This window comes from Pseudomonas bubulae, from assembly GCF_037023725.1.
GTDB lineage: Bacteria > Pseudomonadota > Gammaproteobacteria > Pseudomonadales > Pseudomonadaceae > Aquipseudomonas > Aquipseudomonas bubulae.
This window is the reverse complement of sequence record NZ_CP146077.1, coordinates 2,175,956-2,197,565: the sequence shown is the minus strand read 5'-3', so window position 1 is coordinate 2,197,565 and position 21,610 is coordinate 2,175,956. Positions and strand designations below refer to the sequence as shown.

Below are 21,610 nucleotides of genomic sequence, written 5' to 3'. Positions count from 1 at the left end.
AAGCCACTAATGGAGTGAATCATGGCCCGTAAAACAGCAAAGAATGCTCAAGAAATCCTGATGGCCGATTTCCAGACGCTGGTACTCGATGCCGAAAAGTTGCTGGAACACACCGCGTCCCTGGCCGGTGACCAGGCTGAAGAACTGCGCGCCCAGATAAAGGACAGCCTGTTCAAGGCCCGCGCAACCCTGGAAGAAACCAAGGAATCGTTGAAAGACCGCAGTCAGGCGGCTGTGGTGGCCACCGAAGATTATGTGCAGGCAAACCCTTGGCAGTCTGTGGGCATCGCGGCCGGTATCGGCTTTGTTCTGGGCCTGCTGGCAACCCGGCGCTGATATGACAGACGAATCCGGTTCCCCCCGTTCCTCACCGCGGCGCTTGGGTGCCGCATTCCTGGGTCTGTTGCACAGCCATGTCGAATTGCTGGGCATCGAACTGCAAGAGCAGAAGGCACGCACCGTCAGCCTGTTGTTGTTTGCCGGGCTGGCACTGGTGTTCGCGCTGTTGCTGCTGATCGGACTGTCGGCGCTGGTGATGATCCTGCTCTGGGACAGCTACCGCATCCCCGGCATTATCGGGCTTTGTGTGTTTTATACACTGGCCGCGGTGTTCTGCGGGCTGCGCCTCAACGCCGCGATATTCGATGAATCCTCTCCTTTCAATGCCACGCTTGAAGAGCTGGCCAAAGACCGCGAGCGTTTGTTGCCATGAGCCTGCCTGAATTGCCGAAAAATGCTTCACGCCAGGAGTTGCGCAAAACCTTGATCCGCCTGCGCATGGAAATGCACCGTCAGGAGATTCGTCATGAGTCGCAACAACTGCTGCAACCCCTGCAAAAAATGCGCGGAATGACCAGCAACTGGCAGGAAACCCTGGGGATCAAGCATGCACCCTTGTGGGGTGTGGGGATTGTCACCCTGCTCGGGTTCCTGACCGGCAGAGGCGCCAAAAGCAAAAACACCGGGGGCACGTCACGCTGGATCAGCTTGACCACTGGCTTGATACCACTGATCAAGATGGTGATCCAGGCCTCGCGCAAGCCCTGAACAGAAAGCCTCCCCCCCTCCTTCTGTGGGAGCGGGCTTGCTCGCGATGGCATCGACGCGGTTTGACTGAAACACCGCGCTGCCTGCATCGTGAGCAAGCCCGCTGCCACAGATGGCGCCCCTGATCATGCCTCCACTTGCGTCATCCGTTCTGAAACGAGAAGCTGCTGGGGCGCAAAACACAGGTCCATCCGGTCAACAGCAACGACCATATCCACACCCGCCTCACCCACTCCCTCGAAGTCAGTTGCGTCGGCCGCTCCCTGGGTGGCAAGAAGCACCGGTTCGGCGGCTACCGAGCGAACTGTATTTAGGCTCCGCAGCCAAAAACGACCTTATTACAGGGTCAACAGCCAACTAGTTACAAATAAGAATATATAAGAACAAGAAGACGAAATTGTACCACTTAGGAATAACCTCGGTTTTTGTCAGGACAATTATAGAGCCGATACACCACCCTTCGAACAGCCCGTTCGAACTGACTAGGGATTTACGGTTGTTTGCATCACCAGCAAAACAAAGACACTAGCCATCGCCTGCCTATAAGTCACCTGCTCTACGCCTCTGGCGCAGCAGCGAAACCCTATCCTGTTAGCCTCTAACGAACGCATAAAAGAATGAAGCCTCTACAGCCGCTTGATCAGGCTTTGGAAATTTGATAAGTTCCTGGCCCTCATCAAATAATGGCATTAGGCCAGCCTCCCGCTTAATTTTTTGAGTTAGTCGTTTTTTTATTGCTAGCAAGCTAAGGAATAGCCATGAGTAGAAGGCCCGCGTTCGATTGTGCAGCAGTCATTTTAAGGGACAAAACAGTCACCTCCCACACAAGTGGCTCAGTTACAACCACTAAGCAAGGCAACAACGTTTCAGTTAGTAACAATATAGGAACTCATGTCAAGCTTGAGGCATTGCTTGAGTTTCAGAACGGTGACTTGCTGCCAGCGATCCTCATTGACGAGAGTTTACATGCTCCTGTTGGCAAAAAAATTCTAATGGCTTTTAAAAGTGGTGAACCAGTCGCCTATCAAGTGACCCCGAATGGAGAGATTTACACACTCGGGTATATTAGCGAAAGAGAAACTTTTACTTTTCAAGACTTTATAATGTTTGCATTGCCGGGCGTAGGCACCTTTTTTAGCCTGGCCTCACTTGCAGTTACGCAAACGTATTACGAGCACGGGGAATTCAAAACCTATAACGGCAACAAAATTGTTGTCGCCGCCGGACTCGCAGTTACTGCCCTTAGCGTATACATTGCCAAAGGATGGTTTGGCTATGTAGTAGGAACAGCCCTTACTGCCGTTGGATTTTCCATCTCTGCCATTATTGGAAATTCCAAAGCAAATGAGGGACGCAAGTTAATGCTTCGCGAAATAAAAAATGAATTCGACAAACTAAAAGCTGAACTGTGATACAAAAGGCCACTTAAGTGGCCTTTTCAATGAAAAGCACATTTGCAATCACATAATAAAACAGCTGCCTAATATGTACACGCAGGCTCAACGTTCCCCGCCCATACCATTAAACTGTCGAGCCAAGTGCATGGCATAGTTATCGGTCATGCCACTCACGTAATCCAGAACCTGCATCATTGCACCGTACTCCTTGGAAACACCCCCACTGGCGTCTAAATTATTCAAGTCCAGCCCAAGAAGCTCTACCACCCTTCTCGTCTTCGAATCAGCTACACCGCCCTTTCTGACATATTCCAAAGCAGCAGAGCAGCTAACGTTTAACAGCGTAGATATAGTGCTATAAGCCCCTATTTCTAACTCAACCTTCCTGGGATGCTGGAAGATTTCATCACGCGCAAGACCTTTGGCGGCGGCTACACACTCACGGACATTCTTATCACAAAGTTCTAAAATACCTAGAACCTTGCCAGTCATGATTTCATTATGGTTATTCATGAAAGCAGTCGCTCCAGCATCTACAAAAGCTGAAATAACTTTCCCACGAATCATAGAGAGCCTACGGCCAACCTTCATGCCTTGAATTTCTTTGACTAACTGATTCTTCTGGTGATCATCAAGGACAAGGCACAGTATTTCAAAGACCTTATCCCACTCAAGGATACCCATCTCTACACCATCCTCTAAATCAAGAATGGCGTAGCAAAAATCATCAGACACTTCCATCAAGTTAGCCAGTGGATGGCGACACCGCCAACCATCACCCAGCTTTAACAAGCCAGTAGCGTCCGCCACTTCATTGAACAAACCCAATTCAGAACAGTAAATACCATATTTGTTCTGAATAGGTCTTTGCCCATTAACAGCATCACCAGCAAGCCAAGGATACTTAATGAAAGCGCCAAGCGACGCATAAGTAAGACGCATCCCCCCTTCATAGGGATGATATTCCGAGGTCGTTAAAACCCTAAACCCTTGTGCATTGCCTTCAAATCTACGTAAATCAGTAGCTTCATTAAAAGGCAATTGCTCTATTATCTTCGCCCCAACATCATTGGTGAACCAGTGACGAATAGCTTCTTCACCTGTATGCCCAAAGGGAGGGTTGCCAATGTCATGAGCGAGACAAGCAGTCTGGACAATATCACCAATATCAGAAGCTGAATGTTGCTCAGGAATAAGTCTTTCATTCAGAAGTTCCTGGCCTACTCTCACCCCCAGGGTACGGCCTACACAAGCCACTTCCAAGCTATGTGTGAGACGGTTATGAACGTGGTCATTAGTGGCAAGAGGATGAACCTGAGTCTTTCTGGCAAGGCGTCTGAAAGCTCCGGAGAAAATAACCTTGTCGTGGTCTGAGTGGAAAGGTGAACGGCCTAGCTCAGATTTAGGAGGACGACCGCCAAGACGGGTGTTATTCAGCAACTTGTCCCAACTCATGCTTCCCATGCTTACCTCTCAAACCATTTATACAACATCCAGCATAGCTTACTTAAACAATATTTCAAAACACACTTTAACCCGTATCAACTTATATTATCGCAAAGCCCGAGCATCAACCCGAACAATAGCCATCCACCTACGACACAAACAATGCCACCAATTTAAATACGAATACAAAAAAAGACTATCTAAATAGTCTTTTTTATACTTATTTATTAAAAAAATGTACCGTCATCCATTGCCGACTCCAACTGATCCTTGTAATAACTCTCATTGAATTTCTCAACTTTATTGTAAGTCATTAACTTGTCCGGCTTACGATATTCGTCATCGCTTGCAAATGCTTGGAAGGTGCTGTCATCAACCATCCGAATATGCAGTTGAAGTTCTCTCGATTCGTAACCATAAAACTCAACAAATCCCGGAATTTGACTTTGACGGGCAATCATCAAAGCTTCTTTAACCGGCTTATCATAAAGGTAGTAAGTAGCTTTTACCATTATAGCCCCACCCGTTTCAGTGTCATTTTTACCGAAACGAGTGTTTACATAAGGTTCAAAAACCACACCACCATTCATGTCTTTTGATTGACCAAGCCATCTGTAACCTTCAAGAGCCTTAGTGATTGACTTGATAGGTCCAGCATACTGAACACTGGTTCTATCTTTATCAAGTTCTGCACGCTCAAATGTTTCTGCACTAGCAACAGAAGATGAAGTAGCCAATACTACTGCGAAGCACAATCCAATTATTTTCACTTATCTCTCCTTTTTAGTTAATCGGCTACACAGCCCAATAAAGCTTTAAACAATAAACAAGACTGCTCGATTAGCCCTTCTTATCTCTCTTTACTAGAAAATCATACCACTATCTCTCGCGGATTTAAGCTTGTCTTTATAATTGCTCTTATTAAACTCTTCAACTTTTTTGTAAGTCATTAGGTTTTTCGCTGGATTTTGATATTGGTCATCGCTAGAAAAAGCTTGAAAGGTGTCAGCACCCACCATTCTTATGTGAAGTTGAAGCTCTCTTGAGTCCAAACTATAAAACTCAACAAACCCCGCAACTTGGCTTTGACGGGCAATCATCAAAGCTTCTTTAACCGGCTTATCATAAAGGTAGTAAGTAGCTCTTACCATTATAGCCCCACCCGTTTCAGTGTCATTTTTACCAAAACTATTATTTACATGGGGTTCAAAAACCACGCCACCATTCATGTCATCTGATTGACCAAGCCACTTATAACCTTCAAGCGATTTAGTGACTGACTTAATAGGGCCAGCGTACTGAACACTGGTTCTATCTTTATCAAGTTCTACTCGCTCAAAGGTTTCTGCTGATGCTGCAAACGACGAAACCGCAATCAACGACGCAAATACAACACTTATAATTTTATCCATTTTTTCCTTTTCCATTTAATAGATTGCATAAACCAATCAACGCTAGAACGGACAAATCCTATCACAAAATGATTGATTGTAAAATGCCACTACCCCCTACACAAAAATAAATTCACAACCTGCTAATAACTTCTCCACTGCTATACCTGACAGACAACCAGCAACAGGAAATTTAACAACCCCTTACAGCTAGCACCCCCCCTGACTAAAGTACAGATTACAAAAACCCCAGCTCACTCGACAAGCTATAATAGTTAGAGAAAAATCACGACTTATAAACACCCCCCCTAACAGCCCAACCTGACTAAACAAAAGGAATTGGGTATTTTGCCGCCTATAGCCAGTCAACAGGAAGTAAATAGAGTTCACCGCACATAAAAAACACTTATTACTTAAGGAAAACCTTACATAAACCAACCCACCAAACACATATATACTCTAAACCTGAAGACCCTCAACGGCAGATCATGGCCTCTTCAAAATATCCAAAACTGCAATGATGTAACTAGCCTTGTCCATTTATCACCAAGAGAGGCTCCCAAACGCAAACGCAGCTTCTCCATGTGTCGAGTCCCTGCTGCTGAACATGGTGGGCGATGATTTGCCTGAAACTTTTCGCCTGCTTTGCCCCAACGACTCACGACGGCGAAAACGGGCAATACTGCGCGGCAAGGCCATCGAACATCTGACCAACGCCGCTGCCCGGGCTTTTGTCGAACAACAGCAAGCACTGCTGGCACCAGGGGATCTGGCCGAGCATATGCACGGCACGGCCACGTTGCGTGCTGGACAACAAAGACATGGCACGCAAAAAATCTTCCAGGACAAATGCAAAACCTTGCATGAAATGGGTGCCTATACGTCCCTGGAAATCCTCCTCAATGCATTCTGTGGCGCCGCGCTTGAGCAGCATGGCGGTCGTACCCCATCGTTCAAAACCGTCGGATCCTCGAATTGCTGGGCAACAATGCTCCCGACCCACAGTGGCCATTACATCGATCGTTTATGCGCATCAACGACTTTATTGCCGGCATGACCGACAGTTATGCCACTGAAATGACCAGAGCAATGACAGGTCACTCCACCCCCCGCCTGACAACCGCTGCCCTCCCCTGCCAAATAGGGAGGGCACGCAGCTCAACTTGATCAAACACTATGTTTACCACATGAAGTAGCAAGTAAGACTTTTCCATACACAAGAAAGAAATATACTCGCGCGCCCAGCTTTAAACTCAAAAAATCTTTAAACGCACATTTAAATACGCCTCTCCCCTTGTGTAATTAGTGAGCCATCGCCTTATTTTGCGTAGGATAATTCCCATACTACGTTTGTAGGCTCCCCGGTTCCTGCCCCAGCTCTTACATCTGAGCTAAGGTCGCGCTTTCTATTCAGCACCTTATGGGGAATCAATATGAACACCGTATTTATTGTCGACGACCATCCTGTAATCCGGCTCGCAATTCGCATGTTGTTAGAACATGAAGGTTATGAAATAGTCGGAGAAACCGACAATGGAGTAGACGCCATGCAGATGATCCGCGAGTGCACTCCTGATCTGGTAATTCTTGATATCAGCATCCCCAAACTCGATGGCCTGGAAGTGCTGTCACGCTTCAGCTCAATAAGCCCAGCCCTCAAGACGCTGGTTCTCACATCGCAGTCACCGACACTTTTCGCCATGCGCTGCATGCAATCCGGTGCAGCCGGGTATGTGTGCAAACAAGAAGAGCTGAGTGAGCTTACCAGTGCAATAAAAGCGGTATTTTCTGGCTACAACTATTTTCCAAGCCAGGCATTGACTTCTGAAACAAACGTTCACAACAACTCATCTGAAATCGAGTTATTCAAACTTGTCAACGACAGGGAACTTATGGTTCTGAAGCTGTTCGCACAAGGCAAAACAAACAAGGACATTGCAGCCGGCATGTTTTTAAGCAACAAAACCGTGAGCACTTACAAAAAGCGTCTCATGCAAAAACTGAAAGCCCATTCGCTGGTGGAACTTATCGAGCTGGCAAAACGTAATGGTCTTGTATGAAAAACAGGATGCCCGCACGATTAATCAAGTACCTGTCACTTTTTGCGGGGTTAGTTCTGTGCGTGCCCGTGCTGGCCGCCCCGGTCCGCAGTGAAACCCTTACGTTGCTCAGCCGCTCGAGTTCCGGCCACATTGAAGTCCCCCTGGACAACACTCAACGATACTGGCTGCAAAATAAGCGCGAACTCGTGATCGGCACCTCTGCTGCCGACTATCCACCGTTCGACATGACCGATAGCGGTCGGGACTACGAAGGCCTCACCGCAGATTACGCCGGCCTTCTGCGCAAAGCCCTCAAGCTGTCGATCAGGATCCAGCGCTTTGCCTCCAGAGAAGCAGCCATCAAGGCACTTGAGGACGGCCAGATTGACCTGCTGGGTACTTCCAACGGCTTTGAGGCCGCGAACCAGCACCTTGTACTTTCCATTCCCTATGCCATCGACCAACCCGTACTGGTGACCCGAGAGGGAGAAACACGCTCACTCTCCCAAGGCCTCGCCGGTTTGCGCTTGAGTATGGTGTACCACTATCTGCCCCAGGAGGAAGTAAAGGCGCTTTATCCCCAGGCAATCATCCAGTCTTATCCGTCCTATCAAAATGCCATTAATGCCGTGGCTTTCGATCAGGCGGATATTTTTCTGGGGGACACTGTGTCGACCCATTACATGATCAACAAGGGGTACCTGAAAAACATCAAGATGGCCAATTTTGGCAAACACGAAGCCCATGGATTCAGCTTTGCAGTGCGTCGGGACAACTCGCCCCTGCTAGGCATCATCAACGCCACACTCAAGGCCGTACCCAACAGTGAACAAGAAAGCATTGCCAAACGCTGGAGCGCTGGCAGTGACATTCTACTGTCCGATCAGAAGCTGCAGCTTACTCAGCGAGAAGCCCGTTGGCTGCTCAAGCATCCTGTGGTCAAGGTAGTGGTCAACGAAACCATGGCACCCCTGACATTTTTTGATGCCAGCGGAGATTTCCGAGGCATTACTGCCGACCTGCTGGAGATGATCCGTCTGCGCACGGGGCTGCGCTTCGAAATACAACGCGCGAACAGCCTCGACACCATGACCCGAATGATCAGTCGGCACGAAACCGACATTATCTCGGCCATCAATCCTTCAGCCTCCCGAGAAAGCGCCCTCAGTTTCACTCGTCCCTATCTGGTGAACTCCTTTGTCCTGCTTACGGCAAAAGGTGATGGGCAACCTGCGAGCCTTGAACAACTTGCGGGTAAAAAACTGGCCTTGACCCGAGGCAATCCCCTGACCGATTACCTGCGCAGTCAATACCCGCAGATAACACTGGTAGAAACCGGAGATATCTATCGCGCCACAGAACTGCTGGCCGAAGAGAAAGTGCAAGGTGCAGTCAGTACGCTGGTCATCGCCAACTACCTGCTGGCCTCGGGGTTGTTTCAGGACAGGTTACAAATCAGTGCCACCATCGGCACCCAACCCGCCATGTTTTCCCTCGCCACTGCCCGGGATGCCAGCGAGTTGTCCTCAATCCTCAACAAGGCGTTGTTGAGTATCGCGCCTGATGAGCTGGGCATTATCAACAGCCGCTGGCGGGGCTATGTGCCGGCATCTGACAGTTACTGGCACAATTACCATCGTCTGTTCTACCAGTTCATCATTGGCACCAGCCTTTTACTGTTGCTGTCCCTGATCTGGAATGCCTATATGCGGCGCCAGATCCGGCAACGAAAATCGGCCGAACGTGCACTCAGCGATCAGTTCGAGTTCATGCGTGCGCTCGTCAACGGTACGCCTCATCCTATTTATGTGCGTGATCGCGAAGGTGTTCTGAAAACCTGCAATGACAGCTACTTGAATGCCTTTTCAGCCAGGCGCGAAGAAGTCATCGGCAAGACCGTGATGCAAACCTGCGACCTCCTGAGCAACGAATGTGAAGCCCGTGACTATCAGGCCGACTACCTGCGTGTCATGCGTGAAGGTACTCCGCTGGTGACTGATCGCCCGCTGAGAATCGGCGAAAAAACGCTCACTATCTATCACTGGATTCTTCCCTATCGGGACTCCCTGGGCGAAGTACAGGGCATCATCGGTGGCTGGATTGATATCAGTGAACGTCATCAGCTACTGGATGAGCTGCGTACGGCCAAGGAGCTGGCAGATGATGCCAACCGGGCCAAAAGCACCTTCCTGGCAACCATGAGCCATGAAATCCGTACACCGATGAACGCAGTGATCGGTTTGCTTGAACTGACGCTCAAGCGCGCCGACCATGGGCATCTCGACCGCCCGTCCATTGAAGTTGCTTATAACTCGGCCAAAGACCTGCTGGAGCTGATAGGCGATATTCTTGATATTGCCCGTATAGAGTCCGGCCGCCTGAACCTGTCCCCGGAACGCGTCAATCTGCACCAACTGGCACACTCCGTGATGCGGATTTTTGATGGCCTGGCGCGGCAAAAAAACCTCACGCTCGACCTGCGTTTCGATGCAACAGACGATCTACCCGACGTACTGATCGATCCGCTTCGTCTCAAGCAAATCCTGACCAACCTGATCAGCAATGCGATCAAGCTCACCCAACAAGGCCGGGTGACGCTTGAAATCAACTTGCTGCCAGCCGGCACCCCTGAGCGGACTGAACTGCACTTGAGCGTCAAAGACACTGGCATCGGCATCAGCGAGCGTGATCAGGCACGCCTGTTTGAGCCCTTCGCCCAGGCACAGAACAGCGGGCAACTGGCGCTCAATGGTGCCGGTCTTGGCCTTGTCATCTGCCGTAGCCTGTGCGAAATGATGGGCGGCACCCTGGTACTGAGCAGCCAGGAAAGTGCAGGTACCCAGGTTCAGATAAAACTTGAAGTGCCAACCCTGACGCCGTCCCAGTGCCCCCCCGCACAAGAACCCTCAATCAACCCTGCCGCTCATCCGCTTAACGTACTGGTGGTGGATGATCACCCGGCCAACCGCTTGCTGATGTGCCAGCAACTTGGATTTTTAGGGCACAGGTTTACCACCGAGCACGACGGCGCCGCAGGTTTGAAAACCTGGAAGACAGGCAAATTCGACCTGGTCATTGCAGACTGCAACATGCCTGTCCTGAATGGCTATGAACTGACTCGAGCCATACGCAAGCATGAGCTGGCCTCCAGCCAACGGCCATGTACCGTGCTGGGGTTTACTGCAAATGCCCAACCGGAAGAGCGGCAACGCTGCAAGCAGGCAGGAATGGACGACTGCCTGTTCAAACCCATCAGCCTGACCCTGTTGAGTCAACGACTGGCCATGCTTGAGCCGCTATTCCACTGCGCGGAAGCCTTCAACGCCGACGCTCTCAGCCCGCTTACAGGAGGCGACAAGGAACGAACAAGACTCTTGCTGGAAGAACTGCTCCGCAGCAACTGCCAGGATCTCAAGACGCTGCTTGAGTTACCTGACAACGGCGAATTGCAGGCGTTTGTCGAAATTGCCCACAGGATAAAAGGCGCTGCCCGCATTGTGGGCGCCCAAAGCCTGATCAACAACTGCGAGGCACTGGAGCAAGCCACGCCCGCTAACCTTGTGCAGGCCCGCGAGCAAGTGCAGGTCTCCATGCGTGCACTGGGACAGGCGCTGGCCCTGCAACTTGAATCGTTGACGAAGCACACCTGAGCGCCAATCAAAGGCAGGTTGGCGCGGTTTTACTATGCTGATAGATACCAGCACGCCTACATCAGCGGAGAATCAGCCCATGCGCAACAGTGCGCTCTCCCATCGGCGCCAGTACCCGCTGCATGCTCACATAAGTGCGATGTTTACATTTTTGTTGCTATTGCTGGGCGTTGTACTGGGCGTATTCAATTACCAGCAAACCACCCGCATCATTCTCGACAGCAGCCAAAAGTTGTTCAGCTACATAGAACAGGATGTTCAGGATGACCTGCTGGATGCCTATCAACCCATACGGCATGCGCTCAACCTGCTAATTCTTGATTCTGCGGCCACAACCGACCAGGTCGAGCTTCGAACAGGCCTGCTGCAGCCCTTTGTACAAGCACTCGAAGACAACCACACACTGTCAGCTCTATACCTGGGCGATGACAACGGCAACTTTTTCCTGGTCCGGCCTTTACGCAATCAAGAGATCCGGCGCCAGTTAAAAGCCCCACCCCAAGCTAGCTTCGAAGTATGGTCGATAACACGTGCAGCCCGGCAAGGCACGGTTAATTCAAAAAAACTGTATCTGGATGCAAATCTGAAACAGCTCGAACAGCGCAACATCCCCAATGAGCTCTATGACCCCCGCGTGCGCAGCTGGTTTATTGCGCAGGATGCCGACAAAAATCAGACCACCACCAGCCCCTACCTGTTTTTTACCACCCACGAAGTTGGTACTACACTCGCCAAACGCAGTACTGCCAATACGGTGATGGGTGCCGATGTAACGCTGTCTCAACTGTCCGCCACCCTGGCCGACCATCAAACAACGCCTGGTACACAGATTGTTCTGTACGGCGACAATGGCCGGGCCATCGCTTACCCGGACTTCAACAAATTATTGAACGCCATGGACCCCACCAAACTGCCCAAAGTCTCGGAGCTGAATCCGGCCCTTGGACTGCTGATCAATCAAGGGGCAGATGCTCAGCAGCGCCTGGACGACGGCCAGCGCCAATGGGTCGTTTCGCGGTTCAAGGTGGACGATGGCAGTGCCAATGGCTTGCAATTGGCAATGATGGTCCCGCAAGACGAGCTGTTGGCCGATGCCTATCAGTTGCGCTGGCAAGGGGCCCTGGTGACATTGGGCGCCCTGGTGCTGTGCCTGCCCATGGGGTGGGTGACCTCCAGGTTGCTGGTGAGGCCCTTGCGCGAATTGGTGCGTGAAGCCGATGCGGTTCGACGGTTCGATTTCAACTATCCATTCACACGACAATCGCCCGTGCTCGAAATCGATCAGATGCAGGCATCCATGGGCCGCATGAAAGAAACCCTCGCCAGCTTTTTTGAAATCACCTCCAGCCTTTCGGCCCATACCCGGTTTGAACCCTTGCTGCAGTCCGTACTGTTCGAGACTCTCAAGATTGCTCAGGCAGAGGCCGGGCTGATCTACCTGACAAAAAACGACAGTACTCAACTGGAGTTAAAAGGCCTGATCATCAACGGCCAGCCCCAGGATCTGGCAACCCAGCCCGCGCCCGTGCTGAACCCTGACGACAGCCAGAGCCCCGAGTGGTTACGGGCGCTTTTCGAAGGTCATGACAGTGTCGCCCGCTCACTCACCCTTGAACAGGCGGGTGACTTGCAGTCTGTGATGGATGAACTGGGCAGCCAGAGTGTCCACCTGATCGGCATTCGCCTGCACAACCGCCAGGGCGAAACGGTGGGTATTCTTGTGCTGGTATTGAACGACAGTGGTTCGACTGACGATCAGGACCACTTGCGGGCCGACCGGATTGCCTTTATCCAGGCGGTGTCCGGTACAGCTGCCGTTGCTATTGAAAGCCAGCGCCTGCAGGCTCGGCAGAAACAGTTGCTGGATGCATTGATCCAATTGCTGGCGGGGGCTATAGACGCCAAAAGCCCGTACACCGCCAGCCATTGCCAACGGGTTCCAATCCTGACATTGATGCTGGCACAGGCGGCTGCTGCGAGCCGGCAGCCACCCTTTGAGCAGTACGCTCCCACGGATGAGCAATGGGAGGCGCTGCGTATCGCCGCCTGGCTGCACGACTGCGGCAAGGTCACAACACCGGAATATGTGGTCGACAAGGCCACCAAGCTGGAAACCCTGTACGACCGCATTCACGAAATCCGCACCCGCTTTGAAGTGCTCAAGCGCGATGCCTGGGTCAATTACTGGCAGGCACGAGCCCTGGGTGGCGACGATCAACAGCTGGCGCACCTGCGAGATGCCTGCCTGCTTGAGCTGGATGATGACTTCGCTTTTGTCGCCCAGTGCAATCTGGGCGGGGAAGCCATGATGGAGGCAGACCTGCAGCGTTTGAACGCCATTGCGCGCCGTACCTGGACCCGCACGCTGGATGATCGCCTTGGCGTATCCTGGGAAGAAAACAAACGCCAGTCCACCCGCCAGGAGCAAGCCTTGCCGGTGACCGAGTCGCTGCTGGCCGACAAGCCCGAGCACCTGTTCACTCGCCCCGAGGCCGACCTGATTGACCCCGAAAACCCCTGGGGCTTCAAACTCGAAGTACCACCCTACAAATTCAACCGTGGCGAGCTGTACAACCTCAGTACCCGGCGCGGCACCTTGACCCGCGAAGAGCGCTACATCATCAATAACCACATCGTGCAAACCATCCTGATGCTCAGCAGCCTGCCGCTACCTGCCTACCTGAGCAACATTGCCGAAATTGCCGGGGGGCATCACGAAAAAATGGATGGCAGCGGTTATCCAAAACGCCTGAAACGCGAGGAAATGAGCCTGGAGGCACGGATGATGGCAATTGCCGATATTTTCGAGGCATTGACCGCGTCGGATCGCCCCTATAAACGCAGCAAAACCTTGAGTGAGGCGCTGAACATCATGGCCGCCATGTGCCATGACGCCCATATTGATCCGCAACTGTTCGCGCTGTTCATGCACGAACAGATTTACCTGCAATACGCCCGGCAGTTTCTTGACCCTCAACAAATCGATACGGTCGATATCCATGCGCTGATGCTCAAGGCCGGGCTGAAAAACTGATGCGGATCAGCACTCGCTCAAGCGCAAAAAGATGGCCGCCAGCGCTTCAATGTCCAACTGATCCTGCTCGCTGAAGCGCCCGATGCTCGGGCTGTCCAGATCCAGCACGCCGATCAGGCGACCATCCTTGATCAACGGCACGACCAACTCACTGTTGGAGGCGCTGTCGCAAGCGATGTGCCCGGCAAATGCATGCACGTCTTCAACTCGCTGCGTTTGCCGGCTCGCCGCTGCAGCCCCGCAGACGCCACGCCCAAACGGGATACGAACACAGGCAATTTGCCCCTGAAACGGGCCCAGTACCAGCTCCTCATTACGATTGAGGTAAAACCCGGCCCAGTTCAGATCATCGAGCTGGTGATACAAAAACGCCGAGAACTGTGCAGCGTTGGCAATAAAGTCACGCTCATCTGCCAACAACGACTCCAACTGAGCCTGCAACAGGCCATAGCCGTTCAGGCCTGCACCTGTGGCGTTCAAATCAATCATTCACTTGCTCCAACAATTTCAAACCCACCCAATAACGCGCGAACTGATAGGCACAACGGCCGTTGCGGTTGCCACGCCCGGTTGCCCAGCGCACCGCCAGAATATCCAGTGCCTCGTCGCGCTGCCACTGCAAACCGGCTTTGGTGGCCAATACATCGATCCAGTGCTCAACCACGCTCAGGAAATGGTCCTGGGTGAACGGATAAAACGACAGCCACAGGCCGAAGCGATCAGACAAGGCGATCTTGTCTTCCACAGCTTCATTGGGATGCAACTCACCGTCGACATTCTTCCAGTTCTCGTTATCGCTTTCCTTTTCGGGCACCAGATGACGGCGGTTCGACGTGGCGTAAAGCAGGACGTTATCCGGCGCTTGCTCAAGGGAACCATCGAGCACGCTTTTGAGCACCCGGTAATCGCTTTCACCCGCCTCAAATGACAAGTCATCGCAAAACAGCACAAAGCGCTGGGGCAAACCTTGCAATTGCTCGACCACCCGCGGCAGGTCGGCCAGATGGTCACGCTCGATCTCGATCAGGCGCAGGCCCGCATTGCCATACTCGGCAAGCAGTGCGCGGATGATCGAAGACTTGCCAGTACCGCGCGAACCCCAAAGCAGAGCGTGGTTGGCCGGCAAACCATCAAGGAACTGTTTGGTATTGCGACCCAGCTGATCCCGCTGGTTATCGACGCCGATCAGGTCCGAAAGGCGCATATCAAGGCTGACTTGCAATGGCATCAGGTAACCCGAACGCCCCTCCCGCTGCCAACGGGCCGCCAGGCATTGATGCCATTCGATCGGCTCACGCTGAGCAGGCAGCAAGGGTTCAAGACGTGCGAGGACCGCTTCGGCCCGTTGCAGAAAGGCATCCAGATTAGAATTCACAACATTTCCTCAGACTGATACACAATGATGGCATATTGATATGACCTACATTCAGCTCAAACCACACTACGACTCACATCGCCAGGTCGCAAATACCGCAGTAATGCCTGCCGGTTGACCCACGAATCGACTACTCTTGCACGCCGCAAGGAAATGGAAACAGGTGCAACACCCCCAATGGACATAAAACTCACCCACCGCCTGTCTTTCAAGCAAGCCAAACTGACTGTGCTGGTCGGTCTGATATTGGGGACCCTGCTTAGCCTGCTGCAAATCGGCATCGATTATGCCAGTGAAAACGCCGCCATCGATCGCGAAATCCAGTCGCTGCTGGAGATCAGTCACAACCCGGCATCACGCATTGCCTACAACCTTGATTCGGAGCTTGCCCAAGAGCTTTTGCAAGGGCTGGTGCGCTCACCGGCGATCACCGCCGCACAACTGCTCGACAACGACTATCTGGTGCTCTCGGCGGTGCAGGATCTGCCTGAAACCGGCCGTTATCGGGCGCTGAGCGACTCTCTGTTCGGTGCCAACCGCTCATTTGACCAGCGACTGTACTTCAATCACCTCCCCGAACAAAGCATGGGGGTCTTGCACCTTGAGGTGGATACCTACCCCTTCGGCAAGCGGTTTTTGCAGCGGGCGGAAGTCACACTGCTCAGCGGTTTTATTCGCAGCATCGTGCTCACCTTTATTCTTCTGGGCCTGTTTTACGTCATGCTGACCAAGCCGCTGGTGCGAGTGATTCGTGAGATCAGCGATGGCAAGCCCGCAGATCCGGGGCAGTCGAAAGTGCACTGCCCCAGCGGTCACGAAAACGATGAAATTGGCGTACTGGTGAACGCTGCCAATCAGCAGTTCGAGGCCATGGCCCGTGAAATGGAATACCGGCGCCGCGCCGAAAACACCCTGACCGAGTACCTGGCACAGCTGGAAACCATTGTTTCTGTGCGCACCCAGGAACTGGAGGCCAGCAACGAACAACTGCGCCACTCCAATGAAGAGCTTGAGGCTGCGCGCACTACTGCCCTGGAAATGGCCCAGGCACGCTCAGCGTTTCTGGCCAATATGAGCCATGAAATACGCACCCCGCTCAATGGGTTGCTCGGGATGCTGGCGCTGTGCCTGGACAGCCCGCTGAATGCCGAGCAACACCAGCAATTGTCGATTGCCCATGACTCCGGCAAGGTTCTGGTCGAGCTGCTCAATGACATTCTCGACCTGTCGAAATTCGACGCGGGCCAACTGGAGCTTGAACATATTGCCTTCGACCTGGGCACGCTGATCGAAGATACCGCCAACCTGCTGTCACAGAACGCCGCACCCAGCGTGGAACTGACCTGCCTGATCGATCCGCAGTTTCCGGCACTGGTCATGGGGGACCCGACCCGGGTCCGACAGATCGTCAGCAATTTGTTGTCCAACGCGCTGAAATTCACCCGATTCGGGCGGGTGGATGTACGGCTCAGCGCGCAAGGCGATCAGGTACGTATCGAGGTTTGCGACACCGGCATCGGCATCGCCCAGGAGGCCCAGGCCAGAATTTTCAGCCCCTTCACTCAGGCAGAGGCCGGCATCACCCGCCAGTATGGTGGCACCGGGCTTGGTCTGACCCTGACCAATAGTCTGTGCGCAGTCATGCACGGACGCCTGACCATCAGCTCGGAAGTCGGTTTTGGCAGCCAGTTCTGCGCCGAACTCCCCCTGCCCTGCCATACCCCCGCCATCCAGCCAAAGCCGTTGTCCGGCCGGGTTATTGTGGTGAGTGCAGCGAGCAGCGGGCTGAGCGAAATGCTTGGCAGTTTTTTGCCCCTGTGGGGGCTGGACTACACACGCTACTCCCAGGACGACTCACTGACCGACACCCATCCACAGTTACTGATTACCGACTGTGCCGAGTGCCTGTTTGGCCTGCGCCCGGCCATCAGTGCGCCGATCCTGCTGGTGACCGCGTATGGCAACTTTATGCCCGGTGACCAGGTCAATGCGCTGGCACCCCTGCAACAAAAAGCCCGGCCCCTGTCGCGTCAGGCACTGTACAAGACCTTGCAACATTTGCTGCTCAAGGACGACGGCGAGGTACAGGGCACTCAAACCGTGAATACTCCTGCGGTCCACCGCGCGCGAATCCTGCTGGTCGAAGACAATCCGGTCAACCAGCTGGTGGCCAAGGGCATGTTGAGCAAGCTGGGCTGTGAAGTGGTGGTTGCGAGCCACGGCGGCGAGGCGCTGAGTCGGCTGGAGCAGAAGACCTTTGACCTGGTGTTGATGGACTGCAACATGCCAGTCATGGATGGCTACGAAGCCACACGGCAAATCCGCCATCGCGGGCGCTGGCCCAAGTTGCCCATCGTCGCCCTGACCGCCAATGCCATGCCCGAAGAGCGTGAGCGCTGCCGTTCGGCGGGGATGAACGATTATCTGGCCAAGCCGTTTCGGCGCGAAGAGCTGGCGGCGTTGATTGAGGTATGGGTGCCGCAAAGGCGAGACAGAGACACCAACCGTGTTGCCGCCGACGAGTAGAACGAGGCCGCGATCGAGATGGTGCGCCACTGCGACGAAGCGGTCGCAAAATGATGCACCAGGGTGCACCAGACAGACACGGTTTGCAGGATTTGCGACGGCTGCGCCGCCGATCGCAGCCTCGTACCACTCGTCAGCGGCTACAGATAGAGCGATTTTAACCCAGTAACGCTTCGATATCGGCCTTGAGCGCCTCAGGCTTGGTGGTCGGGGCATAGCGCTTTACGCTTTTGCCATCGCCACTGACCAGGAATTTGGTGAAGTTCCATTTGATTCCCTGCGAGCCCAACAGCCCTGGCGCACGCCTCTTGAGCTGGACAAACAACGGATGAGCCTGTGGGCCATTGACCTCGACCTTCTTGAACAGCGGGAAGCTCACACCAAAATTCAGCTCGCAAAACCCGGAAATGGCCGCTTCGTCGCCCGGCTCCTGCTTGCCAAACTGGTTACAGGGGAAGCCCAGAATCACCAGCCCCTGATCCCTGTACTGCTGCCACAACGCCTCCAGCCCTTTGTACTGCGGAGTAAAGCCGCACTTGCTGGCCGTATTGACCACCAGCAGCGCCTTGCCGCCGAAATCGCCAAGGGCCTTTTGCTCACCGACCAGTGTGGTACAGGCAATATCGAGCAGGTTATCGTTCATGGCAACACCTCAAAAAGTCAGACGCGAGGGACCAGGTCCAGGCACACCGAGTTGATACAGTAGCGCAGCCCGGTCGGGGGCGGACCGTCAGGGAACACATGGCCCAGATGCGCATCACATTTGGCGCAGACCACCTCGGTACGCACCATGCCGTGGCTGACGTCACGGATCTCGACCATCGCACTGTCGCCAATGGGCCGGGAAAAGCTCGGCCAGCCGCAGCCAGAGTCAAACTTGGCGCTGGAGTCAAACAGCGGCGCGTTGCAGCAGATACAGTGATAGACACCGTCAGTTTTGGTGGCGTTGTATTTCCCCGAAAACGGCCGTTCGGTGCCTTTGAGGCGGCACACGTTGTATTGCTCCGGGTCGAGCATGGCCTTCCATTCGTCCAGGGTTTTGTTCAACTTTTCCATGGTTCTGCCTCTGTCACTGAAAAACCCCGACCGGTGGCTTTTCCAGGGATCGGGTGGCACGTATGATTGCGCCTCGTTAATCACCAGTCTGGCACCCGCCCTAGCTGCATTCAAACGGATTCTTGAAGCAAAGCGGTGTTAGCCACTGTGTGCAAACACAGAATTTCCCAGTGCAGTGGTCATCACATCGCCTGGATCGTTCATTTTCGGGATCACATCGCCATGCAGGTCAGCAAATCAAACAAGCTCGCCAACGTCTGTTATGACATTCGCGGCCCGGTGCTCAAGCACGCCAAACGACTGGAGGAGGAAGGCCATCGCATCCTCAAGCTGAACATCGGCAACCCGGCACCTTTTGGTTTTGAAGCGCCGGACGAAATCCTCCAGGACGTGATCCGCAACCTGCCGACAGCCCAGGGCTACAGCGACTCCAAAGGCCTGTTCAGCGCCCGCAAGGCAGTCATGCAGTACTACCAGCAAAAGCAGGTGGAAGGTGTCGGCATCGAAGACATCTACCTGGGCAACGGCGTGTCCGAGCTGATCGTGATGTCGCTGCAGGCGCTGCTCAACAATGGCGACGAAGTTCTCGTACCAGCACCGGACTACCCACTGTGGACCGCTGCCGTGACGTTGGCTGGCGGCCATCCGGTGCACTACCTGTGCGACGAGCAAGCCAACTGGTGGCCTGATCTTGAGGACATAAAAGCCAGGATCACTCCAAACACCAAAGCCATGGTCATCATCAACCCGAACAACCCGACGGGTGCGGTGTACTCCAAGGAAGTCCTGCTGGGCATGCTCGAGATTGCCCGCCAGCACAATCTGGTGGTGTTCTCGGACGAGATCTACGACAAGATCCTCTACGACGACGCGGTGCATATCTGCACCGCTTCACTGGCCCCTGACGTGTTGTGCCTGACCTTCAACGGCCTGTCCAAGTCGTACCGGGTTGCGGGTTTCCGTTCGGGCTGGATTGCCATCTCCGGGCCCAAGCAAAACGCTCAGGGCTATATCGAAGGCATCGACATGCTGGCCAACATGCGCCTGTGCGCCAACGTGCCCAGCCAGCACGCCATTCAAACCGCATTGGGCGGCTACCAGAGCATCAATGATCTGGTACTGCCCAACGGACGCCTCCTTGAGCAACGGAACCGCACTTGGGAACTGCTCAACGCGATCCCCGGTGTCAGTTGCGTGAAACCGATGGGGGCGTTGTATGCGTTCCCGCGTATCGACCCGAAAGTGTGCCCGATCCTCAACGACGAGAAATTCGTGCTGGACCTCCTGCTCTCGGAAAAACTGCTGGTGGTACAAGGCACCGCCTTCAACTGGCCGTGGCCGGATCACTTCCGCGTCGTGACCCTGCCTCGTGTCGACGAGCTGGACATGGCCATTGGCCGGATCGGTAACTTTCTGAAGACTTATCGTCAGTAGTTTCTGAACATGTTGTGCGACCAATCAAAAGTCGCACAACATGTGTCTGATGAAACATTCTTCATTCTGCGTCTTTACGGACCTCCCCCGCCTTCAATAGCCTCATGAAAACCATAAAGCCCTTTATTTACTGGCGCTCAGTGGAACTTTTGGCCAAAAAAAACGCTCCTTCATATTAGGAAATTCCCAGCAAACTACTAAAATCAGGCTGCAGGACACAGTTTGAAATAGTCACCTGGTTGAATAGCCTGTGGCAGCACCTTATATACCCCGCATACGGCAACACCCTTAAGACGAGGAGATTCATACAACCATGATGCGCATTCTGCTGTTTTTGGCCACTAACCTGGCGGTCGTGCTGATTGCCAGCATCACCCTGAGCCTGTTCGGCTTTGACGGGTTCATGGCGGCCAACGGGGTTGATCTGAACCTCAGTCAGCTGTTGGTGTTCTGTGCGGTCTTTGGTTTTGCAGGGTCTCTGTTCTCGCTATTCATATCCAAATGGATGGCGAAGATGAGCACCAGCACCCAGGTGATTACACAACCTCGTACTCGTCATGAACAATGGTTGATGCAAACCGTTGAACAACTGTCCCGCGAAGCCGGGATCAAGATGCCTGAAGTGGGGATTTTCCCGGCATACGAGGCTAACGCCTTTGCCACGGGCTGGAATAAAAACGATGCACTGGTCGCTGTCAGCCAGGGCTTGCTCGAGCGTTTTTCGCCCGATGAAGTAAAAGCGGTACTGGCCCACGAAATCGGCCACGTTGCCAACGGCGACATGGTCACCCTGGCGCTGGTGCAGGGCGTGGTGAACACCTTTGTCATGTTCTTTGCCCGGATCATCGGCAACTTTGTCGACAAGGTGGTGTTCAAGAACGACGAGGGCCGCGGCATTGCCTACTACGTTGCGACCATCTTCGCCGAACTGGTCCTGGGTTTCCTCGCCAGCGCCATTGTGATGTGGTTCTCGCGTAAACGTGAATTCCGGGCTGACGAAGCCGGTGCACAGCTCGCCGGCACCTCGGCAATGATCAGCGCCCTGCAGCGCTTGCGCTCCGAGCAGGGTCTGCCGGTTCACATGCCGGACACCATGGCGGCTTTCGGCATCAACGGCGGCCTCAAACAAGGCCTGGCGCGGATGTTCATGAGCCACCCGCCACTGGAAGAACGTATCGACGCACTGCGTCGCCGCGGCTAACCCCACGGCAA

17 protein-coding genes and 2 pseudogenes are annotated in these 21,610 nt (G+C 53.5%); 12 read left to right on the top strand and 7 right to left on the bottom strand.

Annotated features, from left to right (window positions below):
- The first annotated feature begins 21 nt into the window (after window positions 1–21).
- The 5 genes and pseudogenes from V6L81_RS10270 (at window position 22) to V6L81_RS10255 (ending at window position 2,459) form a co-directional block, all read left to right on the top strand.
- Window positions 22–336, top strand: coding sequence for a YqjD family protein (locus tag V6L81_RS10270; protein WP_095002228.1), 315 nt, complete (start codon window positions 22–24; stop codon window positions 334–336).
- Between the two features lies 1 nt (window position 337).
- The gene (locus V6L81_RS10265; protein ID WP_095002229.1) at window positions 338–712 is read left to right on the top strand and encodes a phage holin family protein; all 375 of its coding nucleotides are present in this window, start codon (window positions 338–340) and stop codon (window positions 710–712) included.
- Window positions 709–1,047, top strand: a complete 339-nt coding sequence (locus V6L81_RS10260; RefSeq protein ID WP_095002230.1) for a hypothetical protein — start codon at window positions 709–711, stop codon at window positions 1,045–1,047. Before V6L81_RS10265 ends, V6L81_RS10260 begins: the two co-directional genes overlap by 4 nt.
- Window positions 1,048–1,214: 167 nt before the next feature.
- Window positions 1,215–1,316 (top strand): annotated as a pseudogene (locus V6L81_RS24190) (hypothetical protein); the annotation flags it as partial.
- A 489-nt stretch (window positions 1,317–1,805) separates the two neighbouring features.
- Window positions 1,806–2,459, top strand: a complete 654-nt coding sequence (locus V6L81_RS10255) for a hypothetical protein (protein ID WP_095002231.1) — start codon at window positions 1,806–1,808, stop codon at window positions 2,457–2,459.
- A gap of 87 nt (window positions 2,460–2,546) precedes the next feature.
- Here the strand turns inward: V6L81_RS10255 and V6L81_RS10250 are convergent, their stop codons facing one another.
- The 3 genes from V6L81_RS10250 to V6L81_RS10240 all read right to left on the bottom strand — a co-directional run bounded on the left by V6L81_RS10250 (window position 2,547) and on the right by V6L81_RS10240 (window position 5,317).
- Window positions 2,547–3,899: a deoxyguanosinetriphosphate triphosphohydrolase gene (locus V6L81_RS10250; RefSeq protein ID WP_095019392.1), complete on the bottom strand. Its 1,353-nt coding sequence runs from the start codon at window positions 3,897–3,899 to the stop codon at window positions 2,547–2,549.
- A 218-nt stretch (window positions 3,900–4,117) separates the two neighbouring features.
- A complete protein-coding gene (locus tag V6L81_RS10245; RefSeq protein ID WP_095026081.1) occupies window positions 4,118–4,660 on the bottom strand; it encodes a hypothetical protein in 543 nt (180 codons plus the stop codon).
- A 93-nt stretch (window positions 4,661–4,753) separates the two neighbouring features.
- Window positions 4,754–5,317, bottom strand: a complete 564-nt coding sequence (locus tag V6L81_RS10240) for a hypothetical protein (RefSeq protein ID WP_130872512.1) — start codon at window positions 5,315–5,317, stop codon at window positions 4,754–4,756.
- Window positions 5,318–5,867: 550 nt separating this feature from the next.
- On the opposite strand from V6L81_RS10240, the pseudogene V6L81_RS10235 reads away from it, so the two are divergent.
- The 4 genes and pseudogenes from V6L81_RS10235 to V6L81_RS10220 all read left to right on the top strand — a co-directional run.
- A pseudogene (locus V6L81_RS10235) lies at window positions 5,868–6,448 on the top strand (deoxyguanosinetriphosphate triphosphohydrolase); the annotation flags it as partial.
- A 266-nt stretch (window positions 6,449–6,714) separates the two neighbouring features.
- On the top strand, window positions 6,715–7,341 hold the full coding sequence (locus tag V6L81_RS10230) for a response regulator transcription factor (protein ID WP_271350733.1): 627 nt from the start codon (window positions 6,715–6,717) through the stop codon (window positions 7,339–7,341).
- Between the two features lie 8 nt (window positions 7,342–7,349).
- Window positions 7,350–10,973 (top strand): transporter substrate-binding domain-containing protein, encoded by a 3,624-nt coding sequence (locus V6L81_RS10225; RefSeq protein ID WP_338660662.1) that lies wholly within the window; start codon window positions 7,350–7,352, stop codon window positions 10,971–10,973.
- A gap of 79 nt (window positions 10,974–11,052) precedes the next feature.
- Entirely contained in the window at window positions 11,053–14,007 is a 2,955-nt protein-coding gene (locus V6L81_RS10220; RefSeq protein WP_218723378.1) for an HD domain-containing phosphohydrolase, read from the top strand.
- Window positions 14,008–14,013: 6 nt separating this feature from the next.
- On the opposite strand, the gene V6L81_RS10215 is transcribed toward V6L81_RS10220, so the two are convergent.
- Entirely contained in the window at window positions 14,014–14,496 is a 483-nt protein-coding gene (locus V6L81_RS10215) for a GAF domain-containing protein (RefSeq protein WP_338660661.1), read from the bottom strand.
- The gene (locus V6L81_RS10210) at window positions 14,489–15,382 is read right to left on the bottom strand and encodes an ATP-binding protein (protein WP_095002237.1); all 894 of its coding nucleotides are present in this window, start codon (window positions 15,380–15,382) and stop codon (window positions 14,489–14,491) included. The genes V6L81_RS10215 and V6L81_RS10210 overlap by 8 nt, the downstream gene beginning before the upstream one ends.
- Window positions 15,383–15,559: 177 nt before the next feature.
- On the opposite strand from V6L81_RS10210, the gene V6L81_RS10205 reads away from it, so the two are divergent.
- Entirely contained in the window at window positions 15,560–17,908 is a 2,349-nt protein-coding gene (locus tag V6L81_RS10205) for a response regulator (RefSeq protein ID WP_095002238.1), read from the top strand.
- Between the two features lie 157 nt (window positions 17,909–18,065).
- Here the strand turns inward: V6L81_RS10205 and V6L81_RS10200 are convergent, their stop codons facing one another.
- Both V6L81_RS10200 and msrB read right to left on the bottom strand, forming a co-directional pair.
- Window positions 18,066–18,551: a glutathione peroxidase gene (locus V6L81_RS10200; protein ID WP_095002239.1), complete on the bottom strand. Its 486-nt coding sequence runs from the start codon at window positions 18,549–18,551 to the stop codon at window positions 18,066–18,068.
- A gap of 17 nt (window positions 18,552–18,568) precedes the next feature.
- A complete protein-coding gene (msrB, locus tag V6L81_RS10195; RefSeq protein WP_095002240.1) occupies window positions 18,569–18,964 on the bottom strand; it encodes a peptide-methionine (R)-S-oxide reductase MsrB in 396 nt (131 codons plus the stop codon).
- A 222-nt stretch (window positions 18,965–19,186) separates the two neighbouring features.
- On the opposite strand from msrB, the gene V6L81_RS10190 reads away from it, so the two are divergent.
- Together V6L81_RS10190 and htpX are read left to right on the top strand one after the other, a co-directional pair.
- Window positions 19,187–20,398, top strand: a complete 1,212-nt coding sequence (locus V6L81_RS10190; protein WP_095002241.1) for a pyridoxal phosphate-dependent aminotransferase — start codon at window positions 19,187–19,189, stop codon at window positions 20,396–20,398.
- A 313-nt stretch (window positions 20,399–20,711) separates the two neighbouring features.
- Window positions 20,712–21,599, top strand: coding sequence for a protease HtpX (htpX, locus tag V6L81_RS10185; protein WP_088379295.1), 888 nt, complete (start codon window positions 20,712–20,714; stop codon window positions 21,597–21,599).
- Window positions 21,600–21,610 lie beyond the last annotated feature (11 nt).

What these genes read in the sequence shown, in the direction of transcription:
- V6L81_RS10255 (WP_095002231.1), top strand. Translation starts at nt 1,806, where the DNA reads ATGAGTAGAAGGCCCGCGTTCGATTGTGCAGCAGTCATTTTAAGGGAC.
- V6L81_RS10205 (WP_095002238.1), top strand. Translation starts at nt 15,560, where the DNA reads ATGGACATAAAACTCACCCACCGCCTGTCTTTCAAGCAAGCCAAACTG.
- V6L81_RS10240 (WP_130872512.1), bottom strand. Translation starts at nt 5,317, where the DNA reads ATGGAAAAGGAAAAAATGGATAAAATTATAAGTGTTGTATTTGCGTCG.
- V6L81_RS10230 (WP_271350733.1), top strand. Translation starts at nt 6,715, where the DNA reads ATGAACACCGTATTTATTGTCGACGACCATCCTGTAATCCGGCTCGCA.
- V6L81_RS10190 (WP_095002241.1), top strand. Translation starts at nt 19,187, where the DNA reads ATGCAGGTCAGCAAATCAAACAAGCTCGCCAACGTCTGTTATGACATT.
- V6L81_RS10270 (WP_095002228.1), top strand. Translation starts at nt 22, where the DNA reads ATGGCCCGTAAAACAGCAAAGAATGCTCAAGAAATCCTGATGGCCGAT.
- msrB (WP_095002240.1), bottom strand. Translation starts at nt 18,964, where the DNA reads ATGGAAAAGTTGAACAAAACCCTGGACGAATGGAAGGCCATGCTCGAC.
- V6L81_RS10250 (WP_095019392.1), bottom strand. Translation starts at nt 3,899, where the DNA reads ATGAGTTGGGACAAGTTGCTGAATAACACCCGTCTTGGCGGTCGTCCT.
- V6L81_RS10225 (WP_338660662.1), top strand. Translation starts at nt 7,350, where the DNA reads ATGCCCGCACGATTAATCAAGTACCTGTCACTTTTTGCGGGGTTAGTT.
- htpX (WP_088379295.1), top strand. Translation starts at nt 20,712, where the DNA reads ATGATGCGCATTCTGCTGTTTTTGGCCACTAACCTGGCGGTCGTGCTG.
- V6L81_RS10265 (WP_095002229.1), top strand. Translation starts at nt 338, where the DNA reads ATGACAGACGAATCCGGTTCCCCCCGTTCCTCACCGCGGCGCTTGGGT.
- V6L81_RS10220 (WP_218723378.1), top strand. Translation starts at nt 11,053, where the DNA reads ATGCGCAACAGTGCGCTCTCCCATCGGCGCCAGTACCCGCTGCATGCT.
- V6L81_RS10260 (WP_095002230.1), top strand. Translation starts at nt 709, where the DNA reads ATGAGCCTGCCTGAATTGCCGAAAAATGCTTCACGCCAGGAGTTGCGC.
- V6L81_RS10200 (WP_095002239.1), bottom strand. Translation starts at nt 18,551, where the DNA reads ATGAACGATAACCTGCTCGATATTGCCTGTACCACACTGGTCGGTGAG.
- V6L81_RS10215 (WP_338660661.1), bottom strand. Translation starts at nt 14,496, where the DNA reads ATGATTGATTTGAACGCCACAGGTGCAGGCCTGAACGGCTATGGCCTG.